This is a genomic window from Azospirillum brasilense (genome assembly GCF_022023855.1).
Classification (GTDB): domain Bacteria; phylum Pseudomonadota; class Alphaproteobacteria; order Azospirillales; family Azospirillaceae; genus Azospirillum; species Azospirillum brasilense_F.
Genome location: NZ_CP059449.1, coordinates 1,308,782 through 1,326,805 on the forward strand (window position 1 = coordinate 1,308,782; position 18,024 = coordinate 1,326,805).

General features: G+C 67.8%; 20 protein-coding genes and 1 tRNA gene. 14 read left to right on the top strand and 7 right to left on the bottom strand.

Features of this window, described 5'->3' with window-relative positions; genetic code table 11:
* Positions 1 to 77: 77 nt before the first annotated feature.
* Both H1Q64_RS06215 and H1Q64_RS06220 read right to left on the bottom strand, forming a co-directional pair.
* Entirely contained in the window at positions 78 to 755 is a 678-nt protein-coding gene (locus H1Q64_RS06215; protein ID WP_237904815.1) for an RraA family protein, read from the bottom strand.
* A 669-nt stretch (positions 756 to 1,424) separates the two neighbouring features.
* Positions 1,425 to 1,499 (bottom strand) — tRNA-Gly (locus H1Q64_RS06220).
* A 163-nt stretch (positions 1,500 to 1,662) separates the two neighbouring features.
* Here H1Q64_RS06220 and H1Q64_RS06225 point away from each other — a divergent pair.
* The 6 genes from H1Q64_RS06225 to H1Q64_RS06250 all read left to right on the top strand — a co-directional run bounded on the left by H1Q64_RS06225 (position 1,663) and on the right by H1Q64_RS06250 (position 5,303).
* Complete coding sequence (locus H1Q64_RS06225) at positions 1,663 to 2,229, top strand: prolyl-tRNA synthetase associated domain-containing protein (RefSeq protein ID WP_014238570.1); 567 nt, start codon at positions 1,663 to 1,665, stop codon at positions 2,227 to 2,229.
* A gap of 54 nt (positions 2,230 to 2,283) precedes the next feature.
* A complete protein-coding gene (locus H1Q64_RS06230) occupies positions 2,284 to 3,246 on the top strand; it encodes a thioredoxin family protein (protein WP_237904816.1) in 963 nt (320 codons plus the stop codon).
* A 127-nt stretch (positions 3,247 to 3,373) separates the two neighbouring features.
* Positions 3,374 to 4,066: an LON peptidase substrate-binding domain-containing protein gene (locus tag H1Q64_RS06235; protein WP_237904817.1), complete on the top strand. Its 693-nt coding sequence runs from the start codon at positions 3,374 to 3,376 to the stop codon at positions 4,064 to 4,066.
* Positions 4,067 to 4,110: 44 nt separating this feature from the next.
* Positions 4,111 to 4,347: a Trm112 family protein gene (locus H1Q64_RS06240; RefSeq protein ID WP_237904818.1), complete on the top strand. Its 237-nt coding sequence runs from the start codon at positions 4,111 to 4,113 to the stop codon at positions 4,345 to 4,347.
* Positions 4,347 to 4,751 carry a gamma-butyrobetaine hydroxylase-like domain-containing protein gene (locus H1Q64_RS06245; protein WP_038529747.1) on the top strand — a complete coding sequence of 135 codons (405 nt, stop codon included), beginning with the start codon at positions 4,347 to 4,349 and terminating at the stop codon, positions 4,749 to 4,751. Before H1Q64_RS06240 ends, H1Q64_RS06245 begins: the two co-directional genes overlap by 1 nt.
* 162 nt (positions 4,752 to 4,913) lie before the next feature.
* Positions 4,914 to 5,303, top strand: coding sequence for a hypothetical protein (locus H1Q64_RS06250; RefSeq protein ID WP_237904819.1), 390 nt, complete (start codon positions 4,914 to 4,916; stop codon positions 5,301 to 5,303).
* 150 nt (positions 5,304 to 5,453) lie between these two features.
* Here H1Q64_RS06250 and H1Q64_RS06255 read toward each other — a convergent pair whose 3' ends face one another.
* Together H1Q64_RS06255 and H1Q64_RS06260 are read right to left on the bottom strand one after the other, a co-directional pair.
* The gene (locus H1Q64_RS06255; RefSeq protein ID WP_237904820.1) at positions 5,454 to 5,810 is read right to left on the bottom strand and encodes a cupin domain-containing protein; all 357 of its coding nucleotides are present in this window, start codon (positions 5,808 to 5,810) and stop codon (positions 5,454 to 5,456) included.
* Between the two features lie 29 nt (positions 5,811 to 5,839).
* On the bottom strand, positions 5,840 to 6,526 hold the full coding sequence (locus H1Q64_RS06260) for an HAD family hydrolase (RefSeq protein ID WP_237904821.1): 687 nt from the start codon (positions 6,524 to 6,526) through the stop codon (positions 5,840 to 5,842).
* 311 nt (positions 6,527 to 6,837) lie between these two features.
* On the opposite strand from H1Q64_RS06260, the gene H1Q64_RS06265 reads away from it, so the two are divergent.
* The gene (locus H1Q64_RS06265; protein ID WP_014238561.1) at positions 6,838 to 7,056 is read left to right on the top strand and encodes a DUF1127 domain-containing protein; all 219 of its coding nucleotides are present in this window, start codon (positions 6,838 to 6,840) and stop codon (positions 7,054 to 7,056) included.
* Between the two features lie 165 nt (positions 7,057 to 7,221).
* Here H1Q64_RS06265 and H1Q64_RS06270 read toward each other — a convergent pair whose 3' ends face one another.
* Positions 7,222 to 8,370, bottom strand: a complete 1,149-nt coding sequence (locus tag H1Q64_RS06270; RefSeq protein ID WP_237904822.1) for a type III PLP-dependent enzyme — start codon at positions 8,368 to 8,370, stop codon at positions 7,222 to 7,224.
* A 442-nt stretch (positions 8,371 to 8,812) separates the two neighbouring features.
* On the opposite strand from H1Q64_RS06270, the gene H1Q64_RS06275 reads away from it, so the two are divergent.
* The gene (locus H1Q64_RS06275; RefSeq protein WP_237904823.1) at positions 8,813 to 9,286 is read left to right on the top strand and encodes an MgtC/SapB family protein; all 474 of its coding nucleotides are present in this window, start codon (positions 8,813 to 8,815) and stop codon (positions 9,284 to 9,286) included.
* On the opposite strand, the gene H1Q64_RS06280 is transcribed toward H1Q64_RS06275, so the two are convergent.
* Together H1Q64_RS06280 and H1Q64_RS06285 are read right to left on the bottom strand one after the other, a co-directional pair.
* Entirely contained in the window at positions 9,270 to 10,454 is a 1,185-nt protein-coding gene (locus H1Q64_RS06280; protein ID WP_237904824.1) for a multidrug effflux MFS transporter, read from the bottom strand. The genes H1Q64_RS06275 and H1Q64_RS06280 overlap by 17 nt on opposite strands.
* Before the next feature lie 63 nt (positions 10,455 to 10,517).
* On the bottom strand, positions 10,518 to 11,336 hold the full coding sequence (locus H1Q64_RS06285) for a M48 family metallopeptidase (RefSeq protein ID WP_237904825.1): 819 nt from the start codon (positions 11,334 to 11,336) through the stop codon (positions 10,518 to 10,520).
* A gap of 198 nt (positions 11,337 to 11,534) precedes the next feature.
* On the opposite strand from H1Q64_RS06285, the gene H1Q64_RS06290 reads away from it, so the two are divergent.
* The 6 genes from H1Q64_RS06290 (at position 11,535) to H1Q64_RS06315 (ending at position 18,001) form a co-directional block, all read left to right on the top strand.
* Positions 11,535 to 12,665 carry a PAS domain-containing sensor histidine kinase gene (locus H1Q64_RS06290; protein ID WP_237904826.1) on the top strand — a complete coding sequence of 377 codons (1,131 nt, stop codon included), beginning with the start codon at positions 11,535 to 11,537 and terminating at the stop codon, positions 12,663 to 12,665.
* A 206-nt stretch (positions 12,666 to 12,871) separates the two neighbouring features.
* Positions 12,872 to 13,264, top strand: coding sequence for a hypothetical protein (locus H1Q64_RS06295; protein ID WP_237904827.1), 393 nt, complete (start codon positions 12,872 to 12,874; stop codon positions 13,262 to 13,264).
* A gap of 314 nt (positions 13,265 to 13,578) precedes the next feature.
* A complete protein-coding gene (gene ugpB, locus H1Q64_RS06300) occupies positions 13,579 to 14,916 on the top strand; it encodes a sn-glycerol-3-phosphate ABC transporter substrate-binding protein UgpB (protein ID WP_237904828.1) in 1,338 nt (445 codons plus the stop codon).
* A 254-nt stretch (positions 14,917 to 15,170) separates the two neighbouring features.
* The gene (gene ugpA / locus H1Q64_RS06305; protein ID WP_237904829.1) at positions 15,171 to 16,055 is read left to right on the top strand and encodes a sn-glycerol-3-phosphate ABC transporter permease UgpA; all 885 of its coding nucleotides are present in this window, start codon (positions 15,171 to 15,173) and stop codon (positions 16,053 to 16,055) included.
* Positions 16,052 to 16,924 carry a sn-glycerol-3-phosphate ABC transporter permease UgpE gene (gene ugpE, locus H1Q64_RS06310; RefSeq protein WP_237904830.1) on the top strand — a complete coding sequence of 291 codons (873 nt, stop codon included), beginning with the start codon at positions 16,052 to 16,054 and terminating at the stop codon, positions 16,922 to 16,924. The genes ugpA and ugpE overlap by 4 nt, the downstream gene beginning before the upstream one ends.
* A gap of 3 nt (positions 16,925 to 16,927) precedes the next feature.
* Positions 16,928 to 18,001, top strand: coding sequence for a sn-glycerol-3-phosphate import ATP-binding protein UgpC (locus tag H1Q64_RS06315; RefSeq protein ID WP_237904831.1), 1,074 nt, complete (start codon positions 16,928 to 16,930; stop codon positions 17,999 to 18,001).
* The last annotated feature ends 23 nt before the right edge of the window (positions 18,002 to 18,024 follow it).

Sequence of the window (18,024 nt, forward strand, 5' to 3'; positions counted from 1 at the left end):
GCGGCGGAAACCGGTCTCGGGGCGGCTCGAAGGGCTGTGAGGTTCGCCGGCTCGCGTGGTCCGGCGGATGCCGGGGATCAGCGCAGGGTGGGCGTCTCGACGATTTCCGGTTCCGGCACGCCCAGCACCTCCATCAGCGACTTGCCGGCGTCGAGCTGCTGCGACCACACCTTCTCCTTGGCCATCAGCTCCAGGCAGCGCCGCAGCACCTCGTCCATCACGGCCAGTGGCACCACGGTCACGCCGTCATCGTCGCCGATGATCAGGTCGCCCGGGTTGACCACCATGCCGCCGACGCCGGCCGGGACATCCATTTTGCCGCCGAAGGCCTTGTGCGGGCCGCGCGGGACCGAGCCCTTGGCGAAGACCGGAAAACCGATGGTCCGGATTTCCTGAAGGTCGCGGACGGAGCCGTCGATCACCAGACCGCCCAGGCCGCGCGACTTGCAGCCGCGGACCACCCATTCGCCGGCCAGCGCCACCTCTTCAAGGCCGGCGCCGGCGACCACCACCACCTCGCCCGGCTCGGCCAGGCTGCAGGCGGTCAGCAGCATGCTGTTGTCGCCCGGCATCGACACGGCGGTGCGGGCCTGCCCGCAGATGCGCATGCCCGGGGCACAGGGCTTGATCCGGGCGTCCATGCTCTGGCAGCGGTTCTGCACGTCGGACGCGATGCTGCTGGGGACCGTCTTCCAGATTTCCAGCATGTCCGGGGACAGGCGCGGAAAATTCACGATGTAGCGTTGCATAGCCATGGGAAGGACCTCTTGTCGTCTGGGCGGATTGCCGTCTGGGCTGTACGAAGCGGGGCTTGGAAGCGCGACCAGCGGCACCGCCGGTCGCAGTGCGACGACAGCGGAGCCGATGACGATCAGGCGGGGGAGGGCCGGTGTTGCCGGAGCGGCGGACGCCGGCCGGACAGGAGCGTCCTGTCCGGGAAAATCACGGGCTCAGCCCGTCCGACGCCACCAGACCATCCATGGTGCATACAACCCTAACCGGATAGAAGTTCTATTTGTTTCGTATTTGAAGCATAGTCTTTCGGGCGGTCATACGCAAGTAGGTTGCCGAGAAGTAAATTTATTCACGCGATCATATGGGGTATGTGCGCCGGGAATGACCTACAAAAGCATGCTGTTCGCTAGGATTAACGCCTTATGGTTGCGAATTTCGACGTTGCCCGCCCTGTATGGCTGCGCTGGTTCGAGGTTGGGAACGTCGGGGCCAAGGCGTCGGTTGCAGGCGGCGGAGCGCCGCGGCGCAGACTCGGCGTCGGAAGCGATGGCGTCGGTTGCGGAATCGCAACGCGCGGGGAAGTGATGCGGCCGAGAGGGAAAAAACGAAAAAGGCCGGCACCCGAAGGTCCAGCCTTTCCATCAACCGTCCTGTTTCCCTCCGAAGGACCACCGCCTCCGTCGGGAGAATGGAGCGGGCGAAGGGATTCGAACCCTCGACCCCAACCTTGGCAAGGTTGTGCTCTACCCCTGAGCTACGCCCGCGCTCCGTTTCGCTGCCGTTAGGACCGTTGTTCGGTGCCGTCCGGCGGCGTGCGGCGGACTATACTCATGGATCGGCGCAATGCAAGCGTCATGTTTCACTTTTCTAGGGCGCCCGGACAGATTTTCCCGGACGAATGTTGCCGGCGCCGCTAAAGATGGCTCCATGGACACCCGCGACACCCCCGAGGGCAGGGCCGAGGAGCCGCTGCCGACGAGCCCGGAGCAGCTCCTGGAGCATCTCGCGGCGCTCGGCATCCGCACCGTGACCCACCGCCACCCGCCGCTGCACACGGTGGAGGAGAGCAAGGCGCTGCGCGGCGCGCTGCCCGGCGGCCACTGCAAGAACCTGTTCCTGAAGGACAAGAAGGAGCAGCACTGGCTGGTCGTCGCGCTGGAGGACGCGCGGGTGGAGCTGAACCGCTTCGACAAGGTGATCGGGTCGGCGCGGCTGTCCTTCGCTTCCGCCGACCGGCTGTGGCGGCATCTCGGCGTGCGGCCCGGCTCGGTCACGCCATTCGCGCTGTTCAACGACCGCGAGCGGCGGGTGAGGGTGGTGCTGCAGGAGCAGATGCTGGCCCACGACCCGCTGAACTACCACCCGCTGCTGAACGACCGCACCACGGCCATCGCCGCTGCGGACCTGCTGCGCTTCCTGCGGGCCGGCGGGCACGAGCCGCTGATCGTGCCCTTCGGCGAGGAGCCGCCGGACTCTCAGCCGACGCTTGCTTAACGCGCCCCGTGCGCTCATCTATCACGCGAGATCGCAAAGGGATACGTGACCGCCATGTTCTCCATTCCGCCCGCCAACAAGCCCGTCGCCGCCGGTGCCGCCCCCGCCGCCGCCCCTGCCGCCGGTGACCTGATCAAGGACAGCAGCGACCGCGCCTTCATGGCCGACGTCATCGAGGCGTCGCAGTCCGTGCCGGTGATCGTCGATTTCTGGGCGCCCTGGTGCGGCCCGTGCAAGCAGCTCGGCCCGATCCTGGAAAAGACGGTTCTGGCCGCGAAGGGCAAGGTGCGGCTGGTCAAGATCGACACCGACAAGGACCCGATGATCGCCTCGCAGCTCCGCGTGCAGTCGATCCCGGCGGTCTACGCCTTCTTCCAGGGGCGTCCGGTGGACGGCTTCATGGGCGCCCTGCCGGAGTCGCAGGTGAAGGCCTTCGTGGAGAAGCTGGTGAAGCTGGCCGGCGCCGCGGGCGGTGGCGAGGGCGACATCCTGGAGGAGGCGCTGGCCCAGGCCAAGGAGGCGCTGGAGGCCGGCGACACCCAGACCGCGTCGGAGATCTACGGCGAGATCCTGCAGGCCGATCCGGAGAACCTGAACGCCGTGGCCTACGCCGGGCTGGTCCGCTGCCTGATCGTCAACGACGAGCTGGCCCGCGCCAAGCAGATGCTCGACAAGGTGCCGGAGCAGATCGCCAAGGACAAGGAGATCGCCGCGGTGCGCAGCGCGCTGGAGGTCGCCGAGCAGGCCGCCAACGCCGGCCCGATCCCGGAGCTGACGGAAAAGGTCGCCCGCAACGAGGACGACCACGAGGCCCGCTTCGACCTCGCGCTCGCGCTGTTCGCCGCCGGCCAGCGCGAGGCCGCAGTGGACGAGCTTCTGGAACTGGTGCGCCGCGATCGCGCCTGGAACGACGAGGCCGCCCGTAAGCAGCTCGTCAAGTTCTTCGAGGCCTTCGGTCCGACCGACCCGCTGACGGTGCAGAGCCGCCGCAAGCTGTCGTCGATCCTGTTCCGCTGATCACGGGGCCTCGCGGCCCGGGGGCGACTCCGGGCCGCGAGTCTGTTTCGTTCGAGTCTGTTTTGTTGGAGGCCGCTTCGTTCGCGGTCGCTCTGTTCGCCGTGTCCGGGGGTTCTATATTCGTCGCATGAGCCGGAACCCCATCGACCCGTCACTGGACCGCTTCCCGCGGCAGCTCCCGATCTTCCCGCTCGCGGGGGTCCTGCTGCTGCCGCGCGGGCGTCTGCCGCTGAACATCTTCGAGCCGCGCTACCTCGCGATGGTCGAGGACGCTCTGGCCGGCGACCGCATGATCGGCATGGTCCAGCCGACCGATCCGGCCTGCCGCCTGCGCGAGCCGGCGGTCTACGGCACCGGCTGCGCCGGACGCATCACCAGCTTCGCCGAGACCGAGGACGGCCGCTACCTGATCACCCTGACCGGGGTCAGCCGCTTCGCCATCATGCGGGAGCTGGAGGGCCAGCGCGGCTACCGCCGGGTCGCCGCGGACTGGGACCGCTTCACCGGCGATCTGATCGACCCGCTGGAGCGCGCCGGGAACTTGAGCGACGGCTGCGGGCTGGACCGCCCACGGCTTTTGGCCGGGCTGAAGGGCTATTTCAAGATGCAGGGCCTGTCGGTGGACTGGAAGGCCATCGACGGCACGCCGGACGAGCGGCTGGTTACCTCGCTGGCGATGATCTGCCCCTTCTCGCCCAGCGAAAAGCAGGCCCTTCTGGAGACGCCGGACCTGCCGGAGCGCGCGAAGCTCTTGATCGCCCTGGTCGAGATGGCCATTCTCGACGGCCATGAGGGCGACGGCGGCGCGCTGCGTCACTGACCGTTTCCTTCGACACTGCACTTTCCGACTGCGAGGCCCGATCCATGAGCGCCCACCCCCACGACGACACGCCCGCCGACGGCAAGACGCAGGCGCGCGTCGATCCGAAGTTTCTGGAGATCCTCGTCTGCCCGCTGACCAAGGGGCCGCTGCGCTACGACGCCGAGCGCGCCGAGCTGATCAGCGACCGCGCCGGGCTGGCCTATCCGATCCGCGACGGCATTCCGATCATGCTGATCGACGAGGCCCGCAGCCTCGACGGGAAGCCGGGGGCGGCCTGATGTCCGACGAGCAATTCGCGTCGGACGCCTTCGGCACCAAGCACTGGCCGGTGGAAGTCCGGCTGAAGAAGGAGGAGAAGCGGCTGGAGGTCGATTTCGACAATGGCCAAACCTTCTCCTACCCGGCGGAGTTCCTGCGCGTCCACAGCCCGAGTGCCGAGGTGCAGGGCCACGGTCCCGGCCAGAAGCAGACCGTCTCGGCCCGCCGCCATGTCGGCATCATGAGCCTGGAGGCCATCGGCCATTATGCTCTGCGGATCGTCTTCGACGACCTGCACGACAGCGGCATCTACTCCTGGAAGCTGCTGTACGAGCTGGGCGAGGACCAGGATCGCCTGTGGGCGGAGTATCTGGCGGAGCTGGAGGCCAAGGGCCTGAGCCGCGATCCGCGCGGCCGGCGCTGAGGCGGTGGAGGCGGGGTGCGGCATTCCGCCGCCGCCCCGCTTGTTTCCCCCCGCTTGTTTCCATGTGGCCTTTCCGGGTGTTCGGGCGCGGCGTGTTGCGCTTTCATGAAAAGGGCGTAGATAACGGCTCATCGACCGTTCCTCCGCCGCAGGATGACCGCCGTGACCGCGACCGACCCGCCCGGCGCGACCGCCAGCCAAACCGCCGCGCCCAACACCGGTTCGCCGCCTGCGGACGGCGCCGGACTGCCTGTTCCCGCCACGCCCGCACCGAATGATCCGTCCGATGATATGCCGCCCGTGGAGCGTGGCTGGGGTGGGTGGACGCGCGGCTATGGGCGGCGCGGCAGCGCGTTGCGGCAGAAGCTGGCCGCCCATCTGGCGGCCCGGCGCCGCAAACGGCGGGCCTGGGCGCGTGATATCGCGCGGTTCGTCCTGGTGGTGTCGATCATGGCGCTGTGCCTGCTGGCCGTGGAGATCGGGCGCAAGGCGGTGGTCGTGCTGAACCGCGCCGACCTGGGCATCGTCCACCTGTTCGGGGAGCCCGGCTGAAGCGCTTGGTGTTCCCTCTCCCCTCTGGGGAGAGGGTTAGGGTGAGGGGGTTGTGCTTGTGCCGGACGCACCGTCACGCGCATCCCCCTCACCGGCCCTCCGGGCCACCCTCTCCCCAGAGGGGAGAGGGCTAAGGATGGCGTGATCTCCTCAGGGAAGGATAACCACGTAGCGTTTCGTCGTGGTCTCCAGCACCTCCCACACGCCGTCGAAGCCGGGTTCCAGCGTGAAGCGGTCGCCGGGGCCGACGGTCCAGCGGCGTCCGTCGGCGTGGCTGATGGTGCTGGTGCCCTCCAGGATCTCGCAATACTCCCACTCGTCGTAGACGATCCGCCAGGAGCCGGGGGTGGAGCGCCAGACCCCGGCGTAGCGTTTGCCGTCCGCCGACTCGTACTCGTTCCAGGTGGTGAAGACCGGTGCGCCGGACAGGACGCGGTCGGGGGACGGGCTGCCGGTTTCGGGTTCCACGGTGGGGCGGGCGGGATCGGTCAGCAGGGCGAAGCTCATCACGCGGTCTCCCATTCACCAGATTCTGTTCACCAGGCGGCGAGCAGCGGCGGCAGGCCGTGCAGGCTGTCGATGCGGCGGTAATTCTCGGTGGGCGGCTCGGCCACCTCGTGCGCCCAGGTGACGTGGTAGGGCACATGGACGGCGTGGCCGCCGACGGCCAGCACCGGCAGGATGTCCGACCGCACGGAATTGCCCACCATGACGAAGCGCGCCGGGTCCACCCCATGGCGGTCGAGCAGGCGGCGGTAGGTGGCCGGGTCCTTCTCGCTGACGATCTCGATGGCGTCGAATCGTTCGGCGAGGCCGGAGCGGGCGATCTTGCTTTCCTGGTCGAACAGGTCGCCCTTGGTGACGAGCAGCAGCCGGTAGCGCCCGGACAGCCCCTCCACCACCTCCTGCACCCCGTCGAGCAGATCGACCGGGTGTTCCAGCATCGCCTTGCCGAACTCGACGAGGCTCTGGATGTCCCGCCCGCCGATGCGCCCGTCGGTCAGGTCCACCGCCGTCTCGATCATCGACAGGACGAAGCCCTTGATGCCGTAGCCGTAGACGCGGAGGTTCTCGCGCTCGGCCTGCAGCAGCCGCCGGTCGATGTCCGCGGGATCGGCCAGATGGTTGGCGAGCAGCGCGCGGAAGCGGTCCTGCGTCATCGAGAACAGGGATTCGTTGTGCCACAGCGTGTCGTCGCCGTCGAAGGCGATGGTATCGATCATGGGAAGAACTCGGTATCGGACGACGGTCGGGATCACAGGTAGGACGCCCCGCGGCGGCTGTCCAGCGTTCCGTTTCAAACACTGTTTGTTGGTGAACTGCACAATTTGTGGCGCCCAAAAGCTGTGCATTCGTCCATTATTCTTGCATCGGTGATATTCCTACGACAGCTATCGAGAAAGCTCACGGCTCGCATACCCACATGGCGGTGGCGGGTTTGCGCGGGATGAGCAATATTCTTTCTCACAAAGCGAGGGCGCGGCGGCCACTTCCGGCAGGCCCCCTCGGGACCTTCAAAGATAGGATGACCACCATGGCAATCGCTCTGCGCACGGCCCCCGCCGGCCGTACCCTGCGCCCTGCTCCGGTGGCGTATGTGCTGGACAGCGTTCTGGACACGTTCGCCCTGTGGCGGCAGCGCACCATCACCCGCCGCGAGCTGGCTCGGCTGGACGACCGGATGCTGCACGACATCGGCATCTCCCAGATCGACGTCGAAGGCGAGATCAGCAAGCCGTTCTGGAAGGCGTAATGCCGCCGTCACGGCTGCGGGAGACCGCAAGGAAAAGGGCCGCCCCTGTGTAAGGGAGCGGCCCTTTTCGCATCCGGGTCTTGGGGTTTTCCGCAAGCGGTCAAAAGAAAAGGCCACTCTTCCCGAAGGAAGAGTGGCCTTTTTCTTAGCCGAAACGCCGCTCGATCAGATGCAGATCTGCTGGAGCGGGGCGAAGCCGTTGAAGCAGACCGCCGAGTAGGTGGTCGTGTAGGCGCCCGTGGCGTGGATGCGCACGCGGTCGCCAGCCTTCAGGTCCATCGGCAGCTTGTACTCGGCGCGCTCGTAGAGCACGTCGGCGCTGTCGCAGGTCGGGCCGGCCAGCACGACCGCCTCGGTGTCGCCCTCGCCGCCCTCGCCTTCAGGGGCGCCCATCACCTGGATCGGGTACTGGATCGCCTCGTCCATCGTCTCGGCGAGACCGCTGAACTTGCCGATGTCCAGATAGACCCAGCGCTTCACGTCGTTGGCCGACTTGCGGGAGACGAGGACGACCTCGCTCTCGATGATGCCGGCGTTGCCGACCATGCTGCGGCCCGGCTCCACGATGGCTTCCGGCAGGCGGTTGCCGAAGTGGGTGCGCAGGGACTCGAAGATGGCCTGGCCGTAGGCGGTGGTTTCCGGCACGTCGGTGCGGTAGCGGGTGGGGAAGCCGCCGCCCAGGTTGATCATGCCGAGGTCGACGCCCAGCACCTCAAGCTCGCGGAACAGCTGCGCCACCTGGAAGATGGCGTGGTCCCACTGCATCAGGTCCTTCTGCTGCGAGCCGACGTGGAAGGACACGCCGTAGGGAACGACGTTCATGCCCTTGGCCTTCAGCAGCAGCTCCCGCGCCATGGCGAGGTCGCAGCCGAACTTGCGCGACAGCGGCCACTCGGCGCCCTCGCCGGAGGTCAGGATGCGGCAGAAGACGCGGGCGCCGGGGGCGGCGCGGGCGATCTTCTCGAGCTCCGCCTCGCTGTCGAAGGCGAACAGGCGTACGCCCAGCTCGAAGGCGCGGCGGATGTCCGCTTCCTTCTTGATGGTGTTGCCGTAGGAGATGCGCTCCGGCGCGCAGCCGGCGGCCAGCACCATCTGGATTTCCGGGACGCTGGCGGTGTCGAAGGCGGAGCCCAGACGGGTCAGCAGGCCGAGGATCTCCGGCGCCGGATTGGCCTTCACGGCGTAGAAGATCCGGGCGTCCGGGAGCGCTTCCTCCAGGTCGTGGTAGTTCGCTTCCACGACGTCCAGATCGACGACGAGGCACGGGGTCTGCGGGCGCTGCTCTTCGAAAAAGCGCGCAATCTTATCGGTCATCTCAGTCTCCCGGACGCAAGATGAAGGTGTCGGACGAATTGTGAAAAAGCAGGGGCGGAGCGGCCGCGCGCTGCTGACCGGTCAAAAAGAAAAGACGGTCAGGCGCTCAGGCCGCCCATACTGGACTGCCGTGTTGCCTTGCGGGGAAGGACCGGACTGGACAGAACCGGAAAGAGTCGGAGACGGGTGAGCCGGCGCCCACCCACAACAACATGAACCATCGTAACCTCCAAGACGCCGCCTTGCTTAAGGGACGGTCGGGGATCACGCGTTACGTCGTTGCATAACCACATCTCGAAAAGGACGAGGGGCGGGCCAGCGGCACGTGCGCTTGCGAGTTGCGGTTACATAGATCGAACGGGCCGCCTTTTAAAGTGAAAAATGCGACCGGGCGCAAAAAAGTAGCAAGCGTTACGCAAAGGTAAAAATAAGGAGGAATAACATGGACTTGAGTACGGCCATTCCGGTCTGGGACATGGCGGCCCGGCTGGCTGCGGCGGCGGTTTGCGGCGCGGCGCTGGGACTCGACCGCGAGGTCCGGGGCAAGGCGGCGGGGCTGCGCACCCACACGTTGGTGGCCATCAGCGCGGCGGTGACGACCCTGGTTGCGCTGGAGCTTTACTGGGGCATGGCCGGGAAGGGGACCGGCGGGGGCGACATGGACCCCACCCGCGTCATCCAGGGCATCGCCCAGGCCATCGGCTTCATCAGCGCCGGGGTGATGTTCCGCGCCGGGACGACGGTGCGCGGAGCGACCACCGCGGCGGTGATCTGGATGGCCGGCGCGCTGGGCATCGCCTGCGGAGCCGGATTCTACGTGCTGGCGGGGATGGCGCTGGCGCTCTGCCTGGCCGTGACGATCGTCTTCTCCTACGCCCTGCGCTGGATACCTGAGTCCGTCAAGTCCGAGGACTGACCAGAAGCCGGTGCGCCAGCGCACCGCCGAGCGCGACCAGCCCGATCGCCGTCATCATGGGAAGCTGGCTGTCCGCGTGGCTGTGTCCGAGGGCCACGCCGATCAGCGCCGCCACGGTCATCTGCACGAAGCCGACCAGCGAGGAGGCCAGCCCGGCCATCATCGGATAGGGGGCGACCGCCCCGGCCATGGCGTTGGGCAGGGTCAGCCCGGCGCCCAGCATGAAAAGGAAGACGGGACCCACCACCGCCGCCAGATGCAGCACCCCGCCCAGCGCCAGCCCCACCCCGAGCAGCCCGCCGGCCAGCGAGACCGCCGTGCCGGTGCGGATCATCCGCGGCCCGCCCAGCCGCGCGCTCAGCCGCCCGGCGAGGAAGGACCCCACCGCGTAACCCAGCACCACCGCGCCGAAGCTCGCCCCGAACTGCGCGGGCGTCAGGTGCAGCCGCCCGATCAGGACGAAGCTGGACCCGGAAATGAAGGCGAAGATGCCGCTGTAGGCGAAGGCCACCGTCAGCATCTGCCCAACGAAGCCGCGGTCGCGCAGCAGCAGCGCGTAGTTGGCGAACAACCGGCCTGGTTGCAGTGCCGTCTCGTCGCGGTTGGCGTTGGTTTCCGCCATCAGAGCCCAGGTGGCGGCCAGGATCAGGGCGGCGAAGCCGGTCAGCAGCAGGAAGTTGCTCCGCCAGCCGAACCACTCCGTCAGGACGCCGCCCAGGATGGGGCCGGCGGCGGGGGCCAGCGTCATGGCCATCGCCATGTAGGCCAGCACGGTGGCGGCCCGGTCGCGTCCGAAGACGTCGCGCACCACGGCCCGCGCCACCACCGGGCCGCAGCAGGCGCCCAGCGCCTGGAAGAAGCGCGCGACGATCAGCGTTTCGATGTCGTCGGTCAGCGCGCAGGCGGCACTCGCCACCAGATAGATGAGAATGCCGCCGAGCAGGGCGGGCCGCCGTCCGAACCGGTCCGACACCGGCCCGTAGACGAGCTGCGACACCGCGAAGCCGGCGAGGAAGACCGACAGGGTGAGCTGCACCGTGGCCATGTCTGTGCCGAACACGGTGACCAAGGTGGGCAGGGAGGGCAGGTAGAGGTCGGTGGACAGCGGGCCGAAGGCGACGAGCGCCGTCAGCAGCACGCGGACGGTCAGGGAATCGGGACGGGGCATGGAGGGAGTCGGGCCGGGAACGATGGGGGAGGCGCACTCTAGCAGAGGCTCGGCGCGACTCCGTCACGGCGTTTCGGCATGACCGTCATTTGCAGGTGAAACCATTTCCGTCCCCTCGCCGCTGCCCTCGCCATAACGAAGCAGCCGCGTGCCGTTGGCCTTCAGCCAGAGGCGGGGCGTGCGCACGTCGCCGGTCAGCTGCGCACACAGCGTCCAGAACCGCTGGGAGTGGTTCATCTCGCGCAGATGCGCCACCTCGTGCCCCACCACGTAATCCAGCACGGACTCCGGCGTCAGGATCAGCCGCCATGAGAAGGAGAGGCGTCCGGTGGCCGAGCAGCTTCCCCAACGACTCTTGGTGTCGCGCACGGTGACGGCAGCGACCCGCGCGCCGATCAGCGCGGCCTTGGTGCGCGACCGCTCGGCCAGCTCGCGCCGCGCCTCCGCCATCAGGAAGTCGCGCACCCGGCGGGCGACATGCTCCGCCCGGCCGCCGACCAGGATCGCGCCGTCCTCGCGCCGGGTCGCCCCGCGCAGGTCCGGGCTGTGCCGGATGATGTGGTCGACCCCCAGATAGGGCACCACCGCCCCGTCGGCGAAGGGAAGCTGCGGCGGCAGGGCGGCCAGCCGCGCCCGGACCCAGCCGTCGTGCCGCCCGACGAAGCGCAGCGCCTCGGCTTCCGGGACGCCCACCGGGATCACCACTTGGATCAGCCCGCGTCCGGCGTCCACCCGCAGGGTCATCCGGCGGGCGCGGGCGCTTTCCCGCAACTCCAGCGGCACGGGCAGGCCGGCGACCGCCAGGGCGCGCGGGGCCTTGGGGCGTGGAGCCTGGGTTTTGGCCTGGGTTTTGGAGGGGTGGGATTTGCGGCGGAAAAGCATACCTGACTTATAGCCCGCGCGGCCGGCTTGGGCCAATGGGGGCGTTGTCCTTCACATTCAAACGGAATTTGTCCCAAGTGAGTTTTGCATGTGATATTTGACTCCGATGCCCAAGTGGCCGGATAAGTGTGCTGTAATCTCAGTTTTTGCGGTGAAGTTGTGGTCGAGTATACCAGAAAGAGCTCAACCGAAGGTCATATGACGGATCGTGCGATCTGGCTTGAGGCTCTGGTCTCCGCCAATGGCGCCGCTCACGCTCTGCTTGGGCTGGACGCGCGGCTTCTCGTGGTCAACCAGGCTTTCGCCGCGGCTTTCGGCCGCTTGCCGGAGGAGGCGGACGGCAAGGATCTGACCGAACTGGGCGTTCCGACGGCCATCGTGTCCCAGGTGGAGGCGCAGGTCCGCCGTGTCGTCCTCACCAGGACCCCGGTGTCGGCCTTCGGCCTGCTGCCCCGTGGCGAAATGGTGCTGAGCCCGGTGCGCGACGCGGACGGGGTCGTGACCGCGGTCGCCGCTATCGCCGACACCAACGCCGCTGCTCTGGCTGCCGCCCGCGCCGAAGCCGAGCGCGCGAAGACCGAGACCGAGCGGGTCCGCCAGGAAGCCGAGACGGGACGCACCGCCATCGGGCGCTTCCTGTCGGCGGCCAGCCACGACCTGCGCCAGCCCTTCCAGGCCATGCACCTGTTCCACCATCTGCTGATGGGCCGCCTGACCGATCCCGGCGCGCGCGATCTGGGCGAGAAGCTGGAAATGTCGATCGAGGCGGCGGAAGCGCTCCTGCGCGCCCTGCTGGACGTGTCGAAGCTGGAGGCCGGGCTGGTCCGGATGCAGGTTCAGACCTTCCCCATCGACGAGACGCTGGGCCGCCTGCTCAACGAGTTCGCGCCGGAGGCCGACGCCAAGGCCCTGCGCTTCAACGTCCGCCCCGCGGATGCGGAGGTGAGCACCGACCCGGTGCTGCTGGAGCAGCTTCTGCGCCCGATCCTGTCCAACGCCCTGCGCTTCACCGAGTCGGGTGGCGTGCTGCTGGCGGCGCGGCGGCGCGGCGGCGCGTTGCGCATCGAGGTGTGGGACACCGGCCTCGGTATCGCCCCCGCCGACCAGTCGGCGATCTTCGACGACTTCCGCCAACTCGGCAACCCGAACCGCGACCGCCGGCACGGGCTGGGGCTCGGCCTCGCCATCGTGCGGCGTCTGGCGACGCTGCTGGGCCTGCCGGTCTCGTTGCGCTCGGTGCCAGGCAAGGGCTCCGTCTTTGCGGTGGACGTCCCGCTGGCGGCGGCGAGCGCCGCGGAACTGCCGGTCGAGAGCAGCAGCGCGGCGTGACAGGGCGGGGGACGCGTTTCCTCCCTCCCACCGAACGAACAGAGAGCGCCGTCCTCGCTTGCGCTTGCCGACCCGTCCATCGGCGCCGCGCCGGGCGTCGATGGAGCGCGCATACTTCCTCCGAAGGCCGGCGCCGTTCACGGCTCGCCGGCCCTGGCGTCATGGTCTGGGTGCGCCATGGGCGCGGCCTGGGATCGGAGGGAAGCATGCATCGCAAAGCAGGGTGCCGGCTGGCCGGTTGTCTGGCGGGGATGACGATGGCCGCCTTCGTCGTCCTGCCCGCCGCCGCGCAGACGACGAGCCTGGACTGGGACCAGCGCGGCTGCGTCTTCGGTCCCCGGGCCGGCCTGGACCGGCTGGTACCCGGCTACAACCCCGGTGCGCAGCCCTATTACTGCCCGCCGCCCGCCGCGCTGTATCCCGCGCCGCCGGTCGCGGCCCCGGCGGCGTCGCACTATCTGTCGGCGCCGAGCCGGTCCTACTGCCTGTTGCGCTCCTCCGGCCTGATGGGGGACAGCCTGTCACAACTGGCCGGGTCGCTGTGCCGCGACGACGCCGCATTGTGGGCGCTCGCCCAAACATGGCACCCCGAGAGATGACGTAAGGGTGATAGTCCGTACTGATACGTACGGCTGATTGACAGCCTCCCCCTCTATCCTTAAGGCTTGCAAAAAAGAAACACACATGGGGGGAGGAAAACCATTGATGCCGGCGCAGCATCCATCACCGACTTAAGTCCCGTTCCATGCCTTACGCAGGACCGACGTTGCAACCGCGCGGAGCGGATGCGGCGCGCCCCTGCGCGCGTGTTCCGGACACGTCACCAAATCTTCACAAGACCGTCGCGGGACCGCAACCCGCGCCCTGCATGTCAGCACATCACGCAATCGATTGCTTCCAGGGAGAGACCACCATGCTGACCCGCCGCAAGCTCGCCGTCTCGACGGCCGCCTTCGCGCTCGCCGCCGGTTTCACCGGCGCCGCCTACGCCCAGCAGAAGACTGTCGTCGAATTCTGGCACGGCCTGCCCCAGCCGCTCGGCGGCCAGCTCGAGCAGGTGGTGAAGGGCTTCAACGACAGCCAGGACAAGGTCCAGGTCAACCCGACCTTCAAGGGCAGCTATCCAGAGACGATGCAGGCGGCCATCGCCGCCTTCCGCGCCGGCAACGCCCCGCACATCGTGCAGATGTTCGAGGTCGGCACCGCCACCATGCTGTCCGCCGGCCCGGCCATCAAGCCGGTGCACCAGCTGATGAGCGAGACGGGGTCGGGGCTCGACGCTGCGGCCTACATCCCGGCGGTCCGGGGCTATTACAGCTCCAAGGACGGCAAGATGATGGCCCTGCCGTTCAACAGCTCCACCACCATCACCTTCTACAACAAGGACGCCTTCCAGAAGGCCGGGCTCGACCCCAACAAGCCGCCGGCGACTTGGCCGGAGGTGGCCGACGCGGCGCGCAAGCTGAAGGCGGCGGGCGTGACCTGCCCGATGACCTTCTCCTGGCCGACCTGGACGCAGTTCGAGCAGGTCGGCGCGCTCCACGACAAGCCCTTCGCGTCGGAGGCCAACGGCTTCGGCGGGCTGAACGCCACGCTGAAGATCAACGACCCGTTCTTCGTGAAGCATCTCCAGACGCTGATCGACCTGCAGAAGGAAGGCGCGCTGCGCTACGGCGGCCGCGACAACGCCGCGGACTCGCTGTTCCCGTCGGGCGAATGCGCGATGATCCAGGCCTCGTCCGGCCTGCGCGGGCGCATCGTCAAGGAGGCCAAGTTCAATTGGGGTGCCGCGCCGCTGCCCTACTGGCCGGACGCCATCTCCTCGCCGAAGAACTCGATCATCGGCGGCGCCGCCTTCTGGGTGATGACCTCGCCCAAGCGCACCGCCGACGAGTACAAGGCCGTCGCCGCCTTCTTCAGCTACCTCGCCCGCCCGGAGGTGGACGCCAAGTGGCACATGGACACCGGCTACGTCCCGGTGACGCTGCAGGGCTTCGAGTTGGCGAAGAAAGAGGGCTTCTACGACAAGAACCCCGGCGCCGAGGTGCCGGCGGAGCAGTTGACCCGGACCGCCACCACGGAGAACACCATGGGGCTGCGGCTGGGCAACCTGCCGGAGATCCGCAACATCATCCAGGAGGAGATGGAGCGGGCGTTCCAGGGCCAGCAGACCGCCCAGCAGGCGCTGGACAACGCGGTGAAGCGCGGCGACACGGTCCTGCGCAACTTCGAGCGCGCCAACAAGAACTGAGCAAGGCTTATGGGCTGTTCCCTCTCCCGTCCCGGGAGAGGGTGGCCCGAAGGGCCTCTCGCACTGGCCGAAGGCCAGCGCTGACGGCGTCAGGCGGATGCCGATGGCATCCGCTGAGAGCCGGGTGAGGGTCGACCGAGGATCGGAGAGCTGATCCTTGGCCGTACCCTCACCCTTCCCACGCTTCGCGCGGGTCCCTTCCCTCTCCCGGGGCGGGAGACGGCAGAAAGAACCGGGAGCAACCGAAGGATTCCATGCAACGTCGCGTGATTTTCGACAACAGGGCGTTGCCCTACCTGCTGCTGGCGCCGCAGGTGGCGGTGACGCTGATCTTCTTCATCTGGCCGGCGGCGCAGGCGCTGTGGCAGTCGGTGCATCTCCAGGACGCCTTCGGCCTGCGCAGCCAGTTCGTCGGGCTGGAGAATTTCCAGGCGGTGCTGAGCGACCCGAACTATCTGGAGACGGTCAAGACCACCATCGTCTTCAGCGCGTCGGTGACCTTCCTGTCGCTGGTCTCCGCGCTGGGGCTGGCGGTGCTGGCCGATGCGAAGATCCGGGCGGCGGCGGCCTACAAGACGCTGCTGATCTGGCCCTACGCGCTGGCGCCCGCGGTGGCGGCGGTGCTGTGGATGTTCATCTTCAACCCGGACATCGGCATCCTGGGCCGCGCGCTGAACAACCTCGGCTACGCCTGGGACTACCGGCTGAACGACGGGCAGGCGCTGACGATGGTCATCCTGGCGGCGAGCTGGAAACAGGTCTCCTACAACTTCATCTTCTTCCTGGCCGGGCTGCAGGCCATCCCGCGCTCCGTCCTCGAGGCGGCGAGCATCGACGGGGCGGGGGCGGTGCGCCGCTTCTGGACGATCACCTTCCCGCTGCTGTCGCCGACCACCTTCTTCCTGCTGGTGGTGAACATCGTCTATGCCTTCTTCGAGACCTTCGGCACGATCCACGCCCTGACCCACGGCGGGCCGGGCAAGGCCACGGAGACGCTGATCTTCCGCGTCTACCAGGACGGCGTGGTCAACCACGACCTGGGCGGTTCCTCGGCGCAGTCGGTGATCCTGATGGTCATCGTCATCGCGCTGACCGCCATACAGTTCCGCTTCGTCGAGCGCAAGGTGCATTACTCATGAACCGCGACCGCGACAACCCGCGCTCCGGCGGGCGCCTGATGGACATGGTCCCGCACCTGATCCTGATGCTGGGCGTCTTGATCTTCGCCTTTCCGATCTACGTGACGGTCATCGGCTCGACCTGGGACGCCGCCACCATCGGGCGCGGCAACCTGCCGCTGACGCCCGGCGGCGAGATGCTGAACAACTACGCCTCGGCCTGGAGCGAATCGCAGGGCAACCGCGTCATGCACACGCCCGTGCGCATCATGATGTGGAACAGCCTCGTCATGGCGCTGGTCATCGCGCTGGGCAAGATCGCCATCTCGATCATCTCGGCCTATGCGGTGGCCTTCTTCCGCTTCCCGCTGCGCATGGTCTTCTTCTGGATGATCTTCATCACGCTGATGCTGCCGGTTGAGGTGCGAATCATCCCGACCTACGAGGTGGTGGCCAACCTTGGGCTGATCGACAGCTACGCCGGGCTGACCATCCCGCTGATCGCCTCGGCCACGGCGACGCTGCTGTTCCGGCAATTCTTCCTGACCATCCCGGACGAGCTGGTGGAGGCCGCGAAGATCGACGGGGCGGGGGCGCTGCGCTTCTTTGTGGACGTGGTGCTGCCCCTGTCGCGCACCAACATTGCGGCGCTGTTCGTCATCCTCTTCATCTACGGCTGGAACCAGTATCTCTGGCCGCTGCTGATCACCAACAGCGCGGAGATGGAGACGGTGGTCATCGGCATCACCAAGATGATCGGCAACGGCGAGGCCGCGACCGACTGGAACCTCATCATGGCGACGACGGTGCTGGCCATGCTGCCGCCGGTGGCGGTGGTCGTGCTGATGCAGCGTTGGTTCGTCAAAGGCCTTGTGGACAGCGAGAAATAAGAAATGGCAACGGTCGATCTGAATCGGGTCCGCAAGTCCTACGGCGCCGTCGAAGCTATCAAGGGCATCGACATCAGCGTCGCGGATGGGGAGTTCCTCGTGTTGCTCGGCCCCTCGGGCTGCGGCAAGTCCACGCTGCTGCGCATGGTCGCCGGGCTGGAAAGCATCACCGGCGGCGAGATCGCCATCGGCGGGCGGGTGGTCAACGGGCTGGAGCCCAAGGACCGCGACATTGCCATGGTGTTCCAGAACTACGCGCTCTACCCGCACATGAGCGTGTTCGACAACATGGCCTACGGGCTGAAGATCCGCGGCCTGCCCAAGGCGGAGATCCAGACGCGCGTCGCCAAGGCCGCGGAGATCCTGGAACTTGGCCGCTTCCTCGACCGCCGACCCAGCCAGCTCTCCGGCGGGCAGCGCCAGCGCGTCGCCATGGGCCGCGCCATCGTGCGCGAGCCCGCCGCCTTCCTGTTCGACGAGCCGCTGTCGAACCTGGACGCCAAGCTGCGCACCCAGATGCGCGTCGAGATCAAGCGGCTCCAGGACCGGCTGGGCATCACCAGCCTCTATGTGACGCACGATCAGGTCGAGGCGATGACGCTGGCCGACCGCATCCTGGTGATGAATCACGGGGTGGCCGAGCAGGTCGGCACGCCGCTGGAGGTCTACCAGCGCCCGGCCAGCCTGTTCGTGGCCGGCTTCATCGGGTCGCCACCGATGAACGTGCTGGACGCGCGCTTCGACGCCGCCGGGCAGGGGGTGGCGCTGCCCGGCGGCACAGCCTTCCTTCTGCCGCGCCCGCGGCCCGACATGGCCGGGCGGCCGATCAAGCTGGGCGTGCGGCCGGAGCATCTGGCCGTCACGTCCGGTGACGGGCCGCTGATCGTCACGGTCGATCTGGTGGAGGCTCTGGGCGCCGATACAGTAGTCTATGGCCGCCTGCCGGACGGCGAGGGAATGGTGGTCCGAGTCGCCGGCCTGCCGTTCTGCCGCGAGGGCGAGACCCTGCGCGTCGGCGCGCCGCCCGACGCCCTGCATCTGTTCGATGCCGAGACGGGACGGCGTTTGCCGGATTGAGTTGGTTAGTCAATCACCAGCAG